At 72.6% G+C, this 14,984-nt stretch carries 14 protein-coding genes; 12 read left to right on the plus strand and 2 right to left on the minus strand.

The window, feature by feature from the left end; all coding sequences use genetic code 11:
- Nucleotides 1-98: 98 nt before the first annotated feature.
- From ACWF79_RS15655 to ACWF79_RS15665, 3 genes are all read left to right on the plus strand, one after another.
- The gene (locus ACWF79_RS15655) at nt 99-776 is read left to right on the plus strand and encodes a trimeric intracellular cation channel family protein (protein WP_453728657.1); all 678 of its coding nucleotides are present in this window, start codon (nt 99-101) and stop codon (nt 774-776) included.
- A 22-nt stretch (nt 777-798) separates the two neighbouring features.
- A complete protein-coding gene (locus ACWF79_RS15660; protein WP_453728658.1) occupies nt 799-1,647 on the plus strand; it encodes a thioesterase family protein in 849 nt (282 codons plus the stop codon).
- Between the two features lie 140 nt (nt 1,648-1,787).
- Nucleotides 1,788-2,951 (plus strand): cysteine desulfurase family protein, encoded by a 1,164-nt coding sequence (locus ACWF79_RS15665; RefSeq protein ID WP_453728659.1) that lies wholly within the window; start codon nt 1,788-1,790, stop codon nt 2,949-2,951.
- A 39-nt stretch (nt 2,952-2,990) separates the two neighbouring features.
- On the opposite strand, the gene ACWF79_RS15670 is transcribed toward ACWF79_RS15665, so the two are convergent.
- Nucleotides 2,991-3,641, minus strand: a complete 651-nt coding sequence (locus ACWF79_RS15670; RefSeq protein ID WP_453728660.1) for an N-acetylmuramoyl-L-alanine amidase — start codon at nt 3,639-3,641, stop codon at nt 2,991-2,993.
- A 61-nt stretch (nt 3,642-3,702) separates the two neighbouring features.
- Here ACWF79_RS15670 and mnmA point away from each other — a divergent pair, with 61 nt between their 5' ends.
- The gene (gene mnmA, locus ACWF79_RS15675) at nt 3,703-4,830 is read left to right on the plus strand and encodes a tRNA 2-thiouridine(34) synthase MnmA (RefSeq protein WP_453728661.1); all 1,128 of its coding nucleotides are present in this window, start codon (nt 3,703-3,705) and stop codon (nt 4,828-4,830) included.
- Nucleotides 4,831-5,054: 224 nt separating this feature from the next.
- On the opposite strand, the gene ACWF79_RS15680 is transcribed toward mnmA, so the two are convergent.
- Nucleotides 5,055-5,840 carry an alpha/beta fold hydrolase gene (locus ACWF79_RS15680; protein ID WP_453728662.1) on the minus strand — a complete coding sequence of 262 codons (786 nt, stop codon included), beginning with the start codon at nt 5,838-5,840 and terminating at the stop codon, nt 5,055-5,057.
- Between the two features lie 117 nt (nt 5,841-5,957).
- Here ACWF79_RS15680 and ACWF79_RS15685 point away from each other — a divergent pair, with 117 nt between their 5' ends.
- The 8 genes from ACWF79_RS15685 (at nt 5,958) to ACWF79_RS15720 (ending at nt 14,982) form a co-directional block, all read left to right on the plus strand.
- A complete protein-coding gene (locus tag ACWF79_RS15685; RefSeq protein WP_453728663.1) occupies nt 5,958-6,497 on the plus strand; it encodes an LOG family protein in 540 nt (179 codons plus the stop codon).
- 7 nt (nt 6,498-6,504) lie between these two features.
- The gene (locus ACWF79_RS15690; protein ID WP_453728664.1) at nt 6,505-7,203 is read left to right on the plus strand and encodes an SDR family oxidoreductase; all 699 of its coding nucleotides are present in this window, start codon (nt 6,505-6,507) and stop codon (nt 7,201-7,203) included.
- Between the two features lie 5 nt (nt 7,204-7,208).
- The gene (locus ACWF79_RS15695; protein ID WP_453728665.1) at nt 7,209-8,213 is read left to right on the plus strand and encodes a methionine synthase; all 1,005 of its coding nucleotides are present in this window, start codon (nt 7,209-7,211) and stop codon (nt 8,211-8,213) included.
- A gap of 32 nt (nt 8,214-8,245) precedes the next feature.
- Complete coding sequence (gene ligA / locus ACWF79_RS15700; RefSeq protein WP_453728666.1) at nt 8,246-10,465, plus strand: NAD-dependent DNA ligase LigA; 2,220 nt, start codon at nt 8,246-8,248, stop codon at nt 10,463-10,465.
- A 241-nt stretch (nt 10,466-10,706) separates the two neighbouring features.
- Complete coding sequence (locus ACWF79_RS15705) at nt 10,707-12,848, plus strand: putative bifunctional diguanylate cyclase/phosphodiesterase (protein ID WP_453728667.1); 2,142 nt, start codon at nt 10,707-10,709, stop codon at nt 12,846-12,848.
- Between the two features lie 94 nt (nt 12,849-12,942).
- A complete protein-coding gene (gene gatC, locus ACWF79_RS15710; RefSeq protein WP_015036350.1) occupies nt 12,943-13,239 on the plus strand; it encodes an Asp-tRNA(Asn)/Glu-tRNA(Gln) amidotransferase subunit GatC in 297 nt (98 codons plus the stop codon).
- Between the two features lie 4 nt (nt 13,240-13,243).
- Nucleotides 13,244-14,743, plus strand: a complete 1,500-nt coding sequence (gatA, locus tag ACWF79_RS15715) for an Asp-tRNA(Asn)/Glu-tRNA(Gln) amidotransferase subunit GatA (protein ID WP_453728668.1) — start codon at nt 13,244-13,246, stop codon at nt 14,741-14,743.
- The gene (locus ACWF79_RS15720; protein ID WP_017236024.1) at nt 14,740-14,982 is read left to right on the plus strand and encodes a hypothetical protein; all 243 of its coding nucleotides are present in this window, start codon (nt 14,740-14,742) and stop codon (nt 14,980-14,982) included. Before gatA ends, ACWF79_RS15720 begins: the two co-directional genes overlap by 4 nt.
- Nucleotides 14,983-14,984: the final 2 nt, after the last annotated feature.

The following is a 14,984-nucleotide window of genomic DNA, read 5'->3' on the forward strand; positions in this document are numbered from 1 at the left end:
TCCCCGCCGCGGCTGCTGGGGCCTCGCCATGCGCGGCGCGAAGCCGCCGAGGCCGGGCGGCGGCCCTGGCGGCGCGTAGCTGCCGTCACAATTGGGCGGTGGTCCACGATCTCTTCAGCCCCGACGTCCAACACGCCCTCGACCTCGTCGGCATCTTCGTCTTCGCCATCTCCGGCGCCCTCCTCGCCGTGCGCAAGAACTTCGACGTCTTCGGCATCGCCGTCCTCGCCGAGGTCACCGCCCTCGGCGGCGGCCTTCTCCGCGACCTGATCATCGGCGCCGTACCCCCCGCCGCCTTCACCGACCTCGGCTACTTCCTCATGCCGCTCGTCGCCACGGCGCTCGTCTTCTTCCTCCACCCCCAGGTCGAGCGCACCCAGACCGCCGTCAACGTCTTCGACGCCGCCGGTCTCGGCCTCTTCGCCGTCACCGGCACCACCAAGGCGTACGACTACGGCCTCGGCCTCACCTCCTCCGCCGCACTCGGCCTCGCGACCGCCGTCGGCGGCGGTGTCCTGCGCGACGTGCTCGCCAACGAGGTTCCCTCCCTCCTCCGCTGGGACCGCGACCTCTACGCCGTGCCCGCCATCGTCGGCGCCACGATGGTCGTCCTCTGCATCCGCTTCGACGCCCTCAACGCCTACACCAGCGGCGCCGCCGTCCTCACCGCCTTCGTGCTGCGCCTGCTCGCCATGCGCTACCACTGGCGCGCGCCGCGCGCCTGGAACCGCCGTTCCTCCACCCGCGAGGAGCCGGAAAAAGCTACCGCTCAGTAGCATCCTGTTGTACCGTCGGACCATGAGCACGAGCATCGAGACGATCGCGGGGACGAGCGAGTTCGACCGCGACACCGCCGTCACCCTCCGCGCCCCCGGTGTCTACGACGCCGACCTCTCCGCCGGCTGGACGATCATCAGCGCCGTCAACGGCGGCTACCTCCTCGCCCTGCTCGGCCGCGCCCTCGGCGACCACCTCCCGCACCCCGACCCGTTCACGATCTCGGCGCACTACCTCACGCCGTCCGTGCCCGGTCCCGCGGTGATCCGCACGGAGACCGTCCGCACCGGCCGCACGCTCTCCACCGGCCAGGCGTCCCTCTTCCAGTACGCCGAGGACGGCACCGAGGTCGAGCGCATCCGCGTCCTCGCCTCCTACGGCGACCTCGACGCGCTCACCGACGACGTCCGCACCTCTGCGGCGCCCCCGGCCATCGCGCCCATCGACCAGTGCTTCGGCCCCGCCGACGGCCCGCGGCCGCCCATCCCCGGCTCCAGCGCCATCACCGACCGCCTCGCCATCAAGCTCGACCCGGCCACCGTCGGCTGGGCGATCGGCGCGCCGTCGGGGAAGGGCGAGATGCGAGGCTGGTTCGCCCTGGCCGACGGCCGTGAGCCCGACGCGCTCTCGCTGCTCCTCACCGTCGACGCCCTGCCGCCGACCTCCTTCGAGCTGGGCCTGAAGGGCTGGACCCCGACCGTCGAGCTGACGACGCACGTCCGCTGCCGCCCCGCCCCCGGCCCGCTGCGGGTCGCCATCACCACCCGTAACCTCGCCGGCGGGTTCCTGGAGGAGGACGCCGAGGTCTGGGACAGCGCGGACCGCCTCGTCGCCCAGTCCCGCCAACTCGCCCGCGCACCACGCGGCTGACGTCCGGCCGGGCGGGGCGTGAGGCGGGCGCGAGGCGGGCGGGCGGCAGGGGCGGGAAGAGGGCGTGAAGCCCCGTCGGCCGTGGCGTAAACAGGCCAGGCAGTCGAGGTGCCGGACCGCCCTCGTAGAATCAAGAAACCATGGCTTACCTCGACCACGCCGCGACCACGCCCATGCTCCCCGAGGCGATCGAGGCGATGACCGCCCAGCTCGCCGTCACGGGCAACGCCTCCTCCCTGCACGCGGCCGGGCGGCGCGCTCGGCGGACCGTCGAGGAGGCGCGCGAGACCCTCGCCGCCGCCCTGGGCGCGCGCCCCAGCGAGGTCGTGTTCACCTCGGGCGGCACGGAGGCCGACAACCTCGCCGTCAAGGGCCTGTACTGGGCCCGCCGCGACGCCGACCCCGCCCGCACCCGCGTCCTCGCCAGCCCCGTCGAGCACCACGCCGTCCTCGACGCCGTGGACTGGCTCGCCACCCACGAGGGCGCCACCGTCGAGTACCTGCCCGTCGACCGGTACGGCCGCGTCCACCCCGACGCGCTGCGCGAGGCCATCGCCCGCGAGCCGGAGACCGTCGCACTCGCCACCGTCATGTGGGCGAACAACGAGATCGGCACGATCATGCCGGTACGCGAACTCGCCGACGCCGCCCGCGAGTTCGACGTACCCCTGCACTCCGACGCCGTCCAGGCCTTCGGTCAGGTCCCGGTCGACTTCGCCGCCTCCGGCCTCGCCGCGCTGACCGTCTCCGGCCACAAGATCGGCGGTCCCTACGGCATCGGCGCGCTGCTCCTCGGCCGTGAGTACAGCCCCGTACCCGTCCTGCACGGCGGCGGCCAGGAGCGCCACGTCCGCTCCGGCACCCTGGACGCGCCCGCCATCGCCGCGTTCGCCGTCGCCGGCCGGCTCGCCGCCGAGCGCCGCGAGGAGTACGCCCGTGAGGTCGGCGCCCTCCGTGACGAGCTGGTGGCCGCCGTCCGCGCCGCCGTCCCCGACGCGATCCTCGGCGGCGACCCGGTCGACCGGCTCCCCGCCAACGCCCACTTCACCTTCCCCGGTTGCGAGGGCGACTCCCTGCTCCTGCTCCTCGACGCCCAGGGCATCGAGTGCTCGACCGGCTCCGCCTGCACCGCCGGTGTGGCCCAGCCCAGCCACGTCCTGCTCGCCACCGGCACCGACCCGGACCTCGCCCGGGGCACCCTGCGCTTCACCCTCGGCCACACCTCCACCACGGCGGACGTGGCAGCCGTCGCCGAGGCCATCGGCCCGGCGGTGGAACGGGCGAGGACGGCGGGCCTGGTCTAGGGAGGACGGATCAGGCCGGTAGGGAAGAGGGAAGAAGGATCAGGCCGGCTTCTTCGACGCCTCCCGCACCAGCTTCATGTACCGGTCCCAGTCCCAGTGCGGACCGGGGTCCGTGTGGTCCGTCCCCGGCACCTCCACGTGCCCGATGATGTGCTTCCGGTCGACCGGCAGGTCGTACCGCGCGCAGATCCCGGCCGTCAGCCGCGCCGACGACGCGTACATCGCCGCCGTGAAGTCCTCCGGGCGGTCGACGAAGCCCTCGTGCTCGATGCCGACGCTCCGCTCGTTCATGTCCCGGTTCCCGGCGTGGAACGCCACGTCGAGCTCGCGGATCATCTGCGCCACATGACCGTCCTTGCGGACCACGTAGTGCGTGGCGGCGCCGTGCCCCGGGTTCTTGAAGACCTTCAGGGCGGTCGCGTAACTGCCCTGGACGACATGGATCACCACCCGGTCGATCGTGAAGTCGGCCGGCCGGTCGGCCCGCCGCCAGTTCGCCCGCGAGGCCGCCGTCCAGTCCGCGCCCTTGTGGTCGAGCTCGCCCTCGACCCGGTCCCGCTCCGTGCCGGGCAGCCGCCACCAGGCACGCGCCAGCTCGTCGCGGGCCAGCGCCGCCGTACCGAGAACGGCCGCGCCGCCCCCGAGCAGGACGGCGCGCCGCCCCACCCCCCGCTTCTTCTCGCTCCCCATGTGCAGGACAACGCTTACTCACGCGACCGTGGTTCCCGGAGCCCCGTACCCTGGTAGGGCTATGACTGAGACTCCCCAGCGCCGCCTCCGTGTCCTTGCCGCCATGTCGGGCGGGGTCGACTCCGCCGTCGCCGCCGCCAGGGCCGCCGAAGCCGGGCACGACGTCACCGGCGTCCACCTCGCGCTCTCCGCGAACCCGCAGTCCTTCCGTACCGGTGCGCGCGGCTGTTGCACCATCGAGGACTCGCGTGACGCCCGCCGGGCGGCGGACGTCATCGGCATCCCCTTCTACGTCTGGGACCTCGCCGAGCGGTTCCGCGAGGACGTCGTGGACGACTTCGTCGCGGAGTACGAGGCGGGCCGCACGCCCAACCCGTGCCTGCGCTGCAACGAGAAGATCAAGTTCGCGGCGCTGCTCGACAAGGCGCTCGCGCTCGGCTTCGACGCGGTGTGCACCGGCCACTACGCCACGGTCGTGCTGAACGAGGACGGTACGCGGGAGCTGCACCGGGCCTCCGACATGGCCAAGGACCAGTCGTACGTCCTCGGTGTCCTGGACGAGAAGCAGCTCGCGCACGCGATGTTCCCGCTGGGCGACACCCTCACCACCAAGGACGAGATCCGGGCGGAGGCGGAGCGGCGCGGGCTCGCGGTGGCGAAGAAGCCCGACAGCCACGACATCTGCTTCATCGCCGACGGCGACACCCAGGGCTTCCTTGCCTCCCGGCTCGGCCGCGCGGAGGGCGACATCGTCGACGAGTCGGGGGCGAAGGTGGGCACCCACGAAGGTGCGTACGGCTTCACCATCGGCCAGCGCAAGGGCCTGCGGATCGGCCACCCGGCGCCGGACGGCAAGCCGCGCTACGTCCTGGACATCTCGCCCGTCAACAACACGGTGACGGTCGGCCCGGTCGAGGCGCTCGACGTCACCGGCCTGACCGCGATCAAGCCCCGCTGGTGCGGCACGGCTCCCGAGGGCTCCGGCCGCTACACCGCCCAGCTGCGCGCCCACGGCGGCGAGACGGCGGTGACGGCGGCGCTGGAGGACGGCGAACTGACGGTCACCTTCGACGAGCCGGTCCGGGGCGTGGCCCCGGGGCAGGCGATCGTGCTGTACGACGGCACGCGCGTGGTGGGCTCGGCGACGATCGCGACGACGGTACGACGCACGGAGCCGGCGACGGCGTAGGGCCCGCCGGACTTACTGGCTCACGGACTCACGGACTCACGGACTCACGGACTCACCGGCTCACGGGCTCACGGGCTCACCGGCTCACGGACTCACGGGCTCACCGGCTCACGGGCTCCGGCTCCAGGCCTCCGGCTCCAGGCCTCCGGCTCGAGGCCTCCGGCTGAGGGCCGTGGCACTCAAGGGCGTCCAGCCAAGGGCCGTCCGTCTCAAGGCGCCCCGGGTCACTCCTCCTCGAAGAAGTCCGCCAGGACCGGCGCCAGCACGTGCGGCGCCACCTGGTGGGTCTGGCCCGTCAGGGTGCGGTGGCGGCCCCGGGGGAGGGCCGTCGAGACCTCCATGGCCGCGCGGCGCGTCCCGGCCGGGCTCGCGCCGCCGTCCACGACCAGCACGCGCGCGTGGACCCGCCCGAGCCGCGCGGCCGGCACGGTCCCGTCGCCCAGGACCGCGTGGTCGTACGCGAGAGTGTGCGCGACGGCCTCCAGCTGCGGCAGCGCCGGTCCCGCTTGCGGCGCCTCGGCCAGGAACAGTTCCAGGGCGGCGCCGCGCTGCCCCCTCTCCAGCAGACCGGCCAGCCGGCGCCGCCGCGCCGCGAACGCCTCCCGGGCCCCCGCCTCCACCGAGAACGGCGGCTCGAAGACCGACAGCCGCTCCACCGCCACACCGGCCTCGGCGGCGGCGAGCGCGAGCGCCCCGCCCGAGGAGACGCCGTGGACGAAGGCACGGCCGCCCACCTCGCCGATCAGCGCGGCGAGATCCTCGATCTCGCGCTCCACGCCGTACGGCCCGGTGTCACCGCTCCCGCCGCGCCCCCGCCGGTCGTACGTCACGACCGCGTGGCGCGGCGCGAGAAGGTCGGCGAGCGGCCGCTCGGTCGCGCCCGTGCCGAGGGCGCCGCTCACCAGGATCACCGGCGCCCCCTCCCCGAGTCGCTCGTACGCGATCGCCGTCCCGTCGGCGGACCTGACCCGCCCCCGGACCCTGCTCAGAGTGCCGCTCATCTCGTCCATGGGAGTGCTGACCGGCCGCGCCCCCGGAACTCATCGGCGGCAGAGGGAAAAGCGGAGGGAAAATCCGAAGAAGTCTTGAAAGCCGAGGTCAGCGCGGCGACGGATACGGTGGTGCCCATGAACATCTGCGTCTTCCTCTCCGCCGCCGATCTCGACGAGCGCTACACCGCCCCCGCCCGCGACTTCGCCGAGCGCCTCGGCAAGGCGGGCCACACCCTGGTGTGGGGCGGTTCGGACGTCGGTCTGATGAAGGTCGTCGCGGACGGCGTCCAGGAGGCGGGCGGTCGGCTCGTCGGCGTCTCCGTCGAGTTCCTCGCGGCCAAGGCCCGCCCGGACGCGGATCAGATGGTCTTCGCCAAGGACCTCGCCGAACGCAAGGCCCTCCTGCTGGCCAAGTCGGACGCGATCGTGATCATGGTCGGGGGTACCGGCACCCTCGACGAGGCCACCGAGGTCCTGGAGCTGCGCAAGCACGGCAAGCACACGAAGCCCGTGGTCCTCTTGAACACCGCGGGCTTCTACGACGGCCTGAAGACCCAGTTCCACCGCATGGAGGCCGAGGGCTTCCTCCCGCTTCCCCTCACGGACCTGGTCTTCTTCGCCGACGAAGCGGGCTCGGCTCTCGCCTACCTGGAGGAGTCGATCGCCGCACGGTGATGCGAGCATGGTGCCCATGGCTACACATGTGATCACCGGGGCGGGTTCCGGCATCGGCGCGGCGGTCGCCCGCAGGCTCCACGCGCGCGGGGACGAGCTCGTGCTGCACGCGCGCGACGCGGGGCGGGCGAAGGAGCTGGCCGCCGAGTTTCCGGGGGCCCGGACCCTCGTCGGGGACCTCGCCGATCCCGATCGGCTCTCGTGGGCGTTCTCGCACCAGAGCATGCCCGAGCGGGTCGACACGCTGCTGCACATCGCGGGCGTGGTCGATCTGGGGCCGGTCGGGGACCTCACCCCCAAGACCTGGCGGCACCAGCTCAACGTCAACCTGATCGCCCCCGCCGAGCTGACCCGGCACTTCCTGCCCCAGCTGCGGGTCTCCCAGGGCCACGTGGTCTTCGTGAACTCCGGCGCCGGGCTCAACGCCCACGCCGAGTGGAGCGCGTACGCCGCCTCCAAGCACGGGCTCAAGGCGCTCGCCGACTCCCTGCGCCACGAGGAGCACGGCAACGGCGTGCGGGTCACCTCGGTCTACCCGGGCCGCACCGCGAGCCCCATGCAGGCGAAGGTGCACGCGCAGGAGGGCAAGGAGTACGACCCCTCGCGGTGGATCGACCCCGAGTCGGTGGCGACCGCGATCCTGACGGCCGTCGATCTGCCGCGCGACGCGGAGATCAACGACCTGACCGTCCGTCCGGGACGGTAGGAACGGTGACCGAGAACCAGAAGTTCGTCTGGGGCCCCGCCACCGGCGTCGGCTCCCTGCCCGGGGGCGACGCCCGGGAGGCCGCCAAGACCGTCACCGGCAGCTTCGAGGACTTCCCCTTCCTCGCCGAACTGCCCGCCCGTGGGCCGGGCGCCGACATGATCGGGCGGACCATCGGTCTGCTCGTCGACATGTACGCGCACGTGGAGCCCAGCGGCTGGCGGATCAGCGACCGGCCCGGCCGGGACACCCGGCGCGCCCGCTCCTGGCTCGGCGAGGACCTCGACGCCCTGGAGGAGTTCACCCAGGGCTACGAAGGCCCGCTCAAGGTCCAGGCCGTCGGCCCCTGGACGCTCGCGGCCGCCCTGGAGCTGCGCGGCGGCGAGGCCGCCCTCGGCGACCCCGGCGCCTGCCGGGACCTCGTGGGCTCCCTCGCCGAGGGCCTCGGCGTCCACCTCGCCGAGCTCCGCAAGCGGATCCCCGGCGCCCGGCTCGTCCTCCAGCTCGACGAGCCCTCCCTCACCGCGGTCCTGCGCGGCCAGGTCCGTACCGCCAGCGGCTACCGCACGTACCGCGCCGTCGACCGGCAGGTCGTCGAGAGCGCCCTGCGCGAGGTGTTCGCGGTCCACGACGGCCCGGTCGCCGTCCACTCCTGCGCCCCCGACGTGCCGTTCGGGCTGCTGCGGCGGGCCGGCGTCGACGCGGTCTCGTTCGACTTCGGGCTCCTCACCGAACGTGACGAGGAGCCCATCGGCGAGGCCGTCGAGTCCGGCACCAAGCTCTTCGTGGGCGTGGTGCCGTCCACCGACGCGGCATTGTCGGACCCGGGCGGTAGCGTCATGGGTGTCAGGTCGCTGTGGCGCAGGCTGGGGCTGAATCCGGGGACTCTCGCCGAGTCCGTCGTGGTCACCCCGACGTGCGGGCTCGCGGGTGCTTCGCCCGCGTATGCCCGGGCGGCCCTCGCCCACTGCGCCCGGGCGGCGAGATCGCTCGCGGACAACCCTGAGTGATGGGGTCAGAGGCAACGGGAGGACGAGGAACGGTGGCAGTCGAACAGGGGGCCCTGCCCGCCGAGGCACGGGAGAAGCACGCGGACCTGGCCGAGCAGGTCGAGGAGCACCGCTTCCGGTACTACGTGAAGGACCAGCCGGTCATCAGCGACGGCGAGTTCGACAAGCTCCTGCGCGCCCTGGAGGCGCTGGAGGAGGAGTACCCCGAGCTGCGCACGCCGGACTCGCCGACGCAGAAGGTCGCCGGGCAGTACGAAACGGAGTTCACGGCCGTCGAGCACCGGGAGCGCATGCTCTCCCTCGACAACGCCTTCGACGACCTGGAACTGGCCGCCTGGGCCGAGCGGATCGCCCGTGACGTCGGCACCCCCGACTACCACCTGCTGTGCGAGCTCAAGGTCGACGGCCTCGCGGTCAACCTGACGTACGAGGACGGCCGGCTGACCCGCGCCGCCACCCGGGGGGACGGCCGGACCGGCGAGGACATCACGCCCAACGTCCGTACGATCGCGGACATCCCGGACCGGCTCCGCGGCGATCGCGTCCCCGCGCTCGTCGAGATCCGCGGCGAGGTCTTCTTCCCGATGGAGGCCTTCCAGGGGCTCAACGCCCGCCTGGTCGAGGCCGGCGACAAGCCCTTCGCCAACCCGCGCAACGCGGCGGCCGGTTCGCTGCGCCAGAAGGACCCGAAGGTCACCGCGACCCGCCCGCTCCGCATGGTCGTCCACGGCATCGGCGCCCGCGAGGGCCTCGCCATCGACCGCCTCAGCGAGGCGTACGACCTGCTGCGCGAGTGGGGCCTGCCGACCGCCCGGCACAACAAGGTGGTCGACTCCCTGGAGGGCGTAAGGGAGTTCATCGCGTACTTCGGTGAGAACCGGCACTCGGTGGAGCACGAGATCGACGGCGTCGTCGTCAAGCTGGACGAGATCCCGCTCCAGGGCCGACTGGGCTCCACCGCGCGCGCCCCGCGCTGGGCGATCGCCTGGAAGTACGCGCCGGAGGAGGTCAACACCAAGCTGGTCGACATCAAGGTCGGCGTCGGCCGGACGGGACGGGTCACTCCGTACGCCCAGGTCGAGCCGGTGACGGTGGCCGGTTCCGAGGTCGAGTTCGCCACCCTGCACAACCAGGAGGTGGTGAAGGCCAAGGGTGTGCTGATCGGCGACACGGTCGTGCTGCGCAAGGCCGGTGACGTCATCCCGGAGATCCTCGGCCCGGTCGCCGACCTGCGGGACGGCACCGAGCGGGAGTTCGTGATGCCCACCGAGTGCCCCGAGTGCGGGACGCCGCTGAAGCCCATGAAGGTGGGCGACATCGATCTGCGCTGTCCCAACGCGCGGACCTGCCCCGCCCAGCTGCGTGAGCGGCTCTTCTACCTGGCGGGCCGCGAGTGCCTGGACATCGAGAACTTCGGCTCGGTGGCCGCCGCGGCGCTCACCAACCCCCTTCCGCCGTCCCCCAAGCTCTCGGCTTCGCTCGAGCAGGGGGCACCCCCATCCCCGCCGCTCGTCGACGAGGGCGACCTCTTCGACCTCACCATCGACCGGCTCCTGCCGATCAAGGCGTACGTCCTCGACCCGGACAGCGGCCTGCCCAAGCGGGACCCGAAGACCGGCGAGGAGAAGGTCGTCACGGTCTTCGCCAACCAGAAGGGCGAGCCGAAGAAGAACGCGCTTGCCATGCTGGCCAACATCGAGGCGGCCAAGACCCGTCCGCTGGCCCGGTTCATCAACGGGCTCTCGATCCGCCATGTGGGCCCGGTCGCCGCCCAGGCGCTCGCCCGCGAGTTCCGCTCGCTGGACCGGATCGAGCAGGCGAGCGAGGAGGAGCTCGCCGCCGTCGACGGGGTCGGCGGCATCATCGCCGCCGCCGTGAAGGACTGGTTCTCCGAGGAGTGGCACCGCGAGATCGTGCGCAAGTGGCGCGCGGCCGGGGTGCTGTTGGAGGAGGAGGGCGCGGGCGAGGACGAGGGGCCGCGTCCGCTGGAAGGTCTCACGGTCGTCGTCACCGGCACCCTGCAGAACTTCACCAGGGATGGCGCAAAAGAGTCCCTCCAGAGCCGTGGCGCGAAGGTGACCGGTTCCGTTTCGAAGAAGACCGACTTCGTCGTCGTGGGCGAGAACCCGGGGTCCAAGTACGACAAGGCGATGCAGCTGAAGGTTCCGGTTCTGGACGAGGACGGCTTCGCGGTGCTGCTCGAACAGGGGCCCGAAGCCGCTCGGGAGGCGGCGGTCCCGGTCGCCGGGTAGCCGAAGGGGGCGCTCGCGGGCGGCCCCGCCGGCGTCACCCGTTCGGCGCATACCAGATCGTGAGGGGTGGGCCGTTCGCATTCGGGCAAGACATGGAGAGCGCTGCCCGTCGGAGCGCTCCGCGGCCTAGTGTGGTGTTCGTGCGTCTGTCGCGCACGGCTGCGTGGGGCTCTGCCGGTCGTGGCGGCATGACAACGGCCCATCGCGTTGCATCGGCACCGCCGGCTGTGAGAGGGACGGAATGAAACCGACCGAGAGTGCCGCCGCCCCGCTCTCGCGGGAGCGTGGCCGCGAGGCCTGCGTGGCGATCACCTCCGGGCTGCCCGGAGCCGTGGTCGGCCTCGCCGCCGTCGTCCTCGCCACCGGGATCTACCGGGCCGTGAGCGCCGGCCACGGACTCTTTCCCGGCGGCGCCGAGGGCTGGTCCCTGGCCGTCCTCACCGGATTCATCGTCGGACACCTGGTCGCCCTCGGCCGGGACCGCTGGTGGGGCGGCACCGGCTCAGGCGCCGCCCTCACCCTCGCCGTCCTGCTCCTCTACGGCTGGGTGCCCGCGGGCCTCGTCTCCATGGCCGTCGTCGTCCTCGTCGGCGCGGCCCGCCGCCACCGCTGGCGCCAGGGCCTCCTGCACGGCTCCGTGGACGTCCTCGGCGTCGGCGCCGCCGCCCTGATCCTCGCCGCCTTCGGCGACGTCCCCACCGTCGAGGACCCCTGGCAGCCACCCGACTGGGGCATCGCCGACATCCCGGAAGTCGCGCTCGCCGCCGTCACCTATCTCGTGGTGACCAGGCTCCTTCTGTGGTACGTCCTCTCGCCCCGGGGCGGCGGCCTGCCGACCGTCGCCCGCACCGCCCTGCTCCGGCAGGGTCTGGTCGCCGTCGCGCTGCTCGGCATCGCCCCGCTGATCTGCGTCGTCGCCGTCTCCCAGCCGCTGCTGCTGCCGCTCTTCGCGGTCCCGCTCATCGCCCTCGACTCCACCCTGTGGATCGCCCGCGCCCGCGCCGAGGAGCAGCTGAAGGACCCGCTCACCGGTCTGCCGAACCGGCAGTGGCTCCTGGAGCGGGCCTGGACCGCGCTGGAGGAGGCCGAGGGGGAGGGCGTCCGCTCCGCCCTCGTCCTGATCGACCTCGACCGTTTCCGATCGGTCAACGACACGCTCGGGCACCTCGCCGGAGACCGGCTGCTGCTCCAGATCGCCGAGCGGCTCAAGCTCGCCCTCCCGCGCGGAGCGGAGGCCGCGCGGCTCGGCGGCGACGAGTTCGCCGTCCTGCTCCCCACCGCCGACTCCACCACCAGCGCCCAGCGCGTCGCCCGGCACCTGGTCGCCGCACTCTCCTCGCCGCTCGATCTCGACGGGCTGACCCTCGTCCTGGAGGCCAGTGCCGGCGTCGCCGTCTTCCCCGACCACGCGCTCGACGCCGAGGGCCTGCTGCGCCGCGCCGACGTCGCGATGTACCAGGCGAAGCGGGACCGTACGGGCGTGGAGGTGTACGAGTCCAAGCGCGACTCCAACACCCCCGACCGGCTCGGGCTCCTCGGCGACCTGCGGCGCGCCCTGGACGCCGGCGAGGTCGAGCTCCACTACCAGCCCAAGGTCCGCTTCGACGGACAGGTCGCCGGCCTGGAGGCTCTGGTCCGCTGGGTGCACCCGGAGCGCGGCCGGGTCCCCCCGGACGAGTTCATCGCCATCGCCGAGTCCTCGGGCCTGATGCCGCACCTCACCGAGTACGTCCTGGAGACCGCGCTCGCGCAGGTGGCCCGGTGGCGTGCCCAGGGGTTGAACGTTCCTGTGGCCGTCAACGTCTCGCCGCGCGACGTCCACACCCCGGGCTTCGCCGGGGCGGTCGCCGCCCGCCTGGCCCGGCACGGCGTCCCCGCGGGTGCGCTTCAGCTGGAGATAACGGAGCACGTGCTCCTGGAGGACCCGCAGCGCGCCGCCGACACCATGGCGGGCCTGACCGGCCACGGCGTGAAGATGTCCCTGGACGACTTCGGTACGGGCTACTCCTCCCTCGTCCACCTGCGGCGCCTGCCGGTGAGCGAGCTGAAGATCGACCGTTCCTTCGTGGCCCGGCTCGCCGTCGACGCGGAGGACGCCGAGATCGTCCGCTGCACGCTCGACCTCGCCCACTCGCTCGGCCTGCTCGTGGTCGCCGAGGGCGTCGAGGACGACGAGACCTGGGAGCGCCTGCGCGACCTGGGCTGCGACGCCGTGCAGGGCTGGCTGGTCGCCGCCGCGATGCCGCCCGCCGAGACCACGGCCTGGCTGCGCGCCCGGGGCGAGCACGGCTGGCGCCGGCCCTCGGAGGAGGCCGCGATGCAGGCCGCCGAGGCGGCCGCGGCGGTGGACCTGGACCAGCCCTCCGGCCAGGTGGTGCAGTAGCCGCGCGGCGAGCGGCGGGCAAACCGTTTCACGGGTAGCGGTGCGGTCCCCATAGGATTGGGCCAACACCATCAAACTCACCCGTGAGGATCGCATGCCTGGCATCACGCGCGAGGAGGTCGCCCACCTCGCACGGCTGGCGCGTCTGGAGCTGAAGGGCGAAGAGCTCGATCACTTCGCCGGTCAGCTCGACGACATCATCGGCGCGGTCGCCCGCGTCTCCGAGGTCGCCGACCAAGACGTACCGCCGACCTCCCACCCGCTGCCGCTGACGAACGTCATGCGCGCGGACGAGGTCCGTCCGTCGCTCACCCCCGAGCAGGCGCTCTCCGGCGCCCCGGCCCAGGAGCAGCAGCGTTTCAAGGTGCCGCAGATCCTGGGGGAGGACTAATCACATGACGGACAGCACCATCATCAAGCTCACGGCCGCCGAGATCGCCGCGAAGATCGCCTCCGGCGAGCTCACCGCCGTCGAGGTCACCGAGGCCCACCTCGCCAGGATCGAGGCCGTCGACGAGAAGGTCCACGCCTTCCTGCACGTCGACCGCGAGGGCGCCCTCGCCCAGGCCCGCGCCGTGGACGAGAAGCGCGCCAAGGGCGAGAAGCTCGGCCCGCTCGCCGGTGTGCCGCTGGCGCTCAAGGACATCTTCACCACGTCCGGCATGCCGACGACCGTCGGTTCGAAGATCCTCGAAGGCTGGATCCCGCCGTACGACGCGACCCTGGTGAAGAACCTCCAGGCCGCCGACGTCGTCATCCTCGGCAAGACCAACATGGACGAGTTCGCCATGGGGTCCTCCACCGAGAACAGCGCGTACGGCCCCACGGGCAACCCCTGGGACCTCACCCGGATCCCCGGCGGCTCCGGCGGTGGCTCCTCCGCCGCCCTCGCCGCGTACGAGGCCCCCCTCGCCATCGGCACGGACACCGGCGGCTCGATCCGCCAGCCCGCCGCCGTCACCGGCACCGTCGGCGTCAAGCCGACCTACGGCGGCGTCTCCCGCTTCGGCATGGTGGCCTTCTCCTCCTCCCTCGACCAGGGCGGCCCCTGCGCCCGTACGGTCCTGGACGCGGCCCTGCTGCACGAGGCGATCGCCGGGCACGACCCGCTGGACTCGACCTCCATCGACGCCCCGGTCCCGCCGGTCGTCGAGGCCGCCCGCAACGGCTCCGTCGCCGGCATGCGCGTCGGTGTCGTCAAGCAGTTCCGCGGCGAGGGCTACCAGGCCGGTGTCGTGCAGCGCTTCGACGAGTCGGTCGAGCTCCTCAAGGAGCTGGGCGCCGAGATCGTCGAGCTGGACTGCCCGACCTTCGACCTCGCTCTTTCGGCGTACTACCTGATCGCGCCGTCCGAGTGCTCCTCCAACCTGGCCCGCTTCGACGCCATGCGCTACGGCCTGCGCGTCGGCGACGACGGCACCCGGTCGGCCGAGGACGTCACCGCCCTCACCCGTGAGGCCGGCTTCGGCGACGAGGTCAAGCGCCGCATCATCCTCGGTACGTACGCGCTCAGCTCCGGTTACTACGACGCGTACTACGGCTCGGCGCAGAAGGTCCGTACGCTCATCACCCGCGAGTTCGAGCAGGCCTTCGAGCAGGTGGACGTGATCGTCTCCCCGACGACGCCCACCACCGCCTTCCCGATCGGCGAGCGCGCCGACGACCCGATGGCGATGTACCTCGCGGACCTGTGCACCATCCCGACCAACCTGGCCGGCAACGCCGCCATGTCGCTGCCCTGCGGTCTCGCGCCGGAGGACGGCCTGCCGGTCGGCCTGCAGATCATCGCCCCCGCCATGAAGGACGACCGGCTGTACAAGGTCGGCGCCGCCGTCGAGGCCGCCTTCGTGGAAAAGTGGGGCCACCCGCTGCTTGAGGAGGCTCCGTCGCTATGAGTGCCATGGCAAAGAAGGCCAAGAACTTCAAGAAGTCCAAGACCGGCGTCTACGTCTCGCTGGCGACGACCGCGTTCGGCGCGGTCAGCGTCGCGAAGCAGGCCAAGCTGGCCCGCAACGACAACGACACCCTGCGGCTGATCGACGCCGCCGTGTCCGCCGCCGCCATCGTGACCGGCCTGGCGATCCTCTACCGGGAGCTGAAGCGCCTGGGCGACGACGACGTCCTGCTGGGCTGAGA

Source organism: Streptomyces sp. NPDC054975 (assembly GCF_053609105.1).

Coding starts and splice junctions, on each gene's coding strand:
- gatA (WP_453728668.1), top strand. CDS start 13,244: ATGACGGACAGCACCATCATCAAGCTCACGGCCGCCGAGATCGCCGCG.
- ACWF79_RS15670 (WP_453728660.1), bottom strand. CDS start 3,641: ATGGGGAGCGAGAAGAAGCGGGGGGTGGGGCGGCGCGCCGTCCTGCTC.
- ACWF79_RS15665 (WP_453728659.1), top strand. CDS start 1,788: ATGGCTTACCTCGACCACGCCGCGACCACGCCCATGCTCCCCGAGGCG.
- ACWF79_RS15720 (WP_017236024.1), top strand. CDS start 14,740: ATGAGTGCCATGGCAAAGAAGGCCAAGAACTTCAAGAAGTCCAAGACC.
- gatC (WP_015036350.1), top strand. CDS start 12,943: ATGCCTGGCATCACGCGCGAGGAGGTCGCCCACCTCGCACGGCTGGCG.
- ACWF79_RS15690 (WP_453728664.1), top strand. CDS start 6,505: ATGGTGCCCATGGCTACACATGTGATCACCGGGGCGGGTTCCGGCATC.
- mnmA (WP_453728661.1), top strand. CDS start 3,703: ATGACTGAGACTCCCCAGCGCCGCCTCCGTGTCCTTGCCGCCATGTCG.
- ACWF79_RS15685 (WP_453728663.1), top strand. CDS start 5,958: ATGAACATCTGCGTCTTCCTCTCCGCCGCCGATCTCGACGAGCGCTAC.
- ACWF79_RS15660 (WP_453728658.1), top strand. CDS start 799: ATGAGCACGAGCATCGAGACGATCGCGGGGACGAGCGAGTTCGACCGC.
- ACWF79_RS15705 (WP_453728667.1), top strand. CDS start 10,707: ATGAAACCGACCGAGAGTGCCGCCGCCCCGCTCTCGCGGGAGCGTGGC.
- ACWF79_RS15680 (WP_453728662.1), bottom strand. CDS start 5,840: ATGGACGAGATGAGCGGCACTCTGAGCAGGGTCCGGGGGCGGGTCAGG.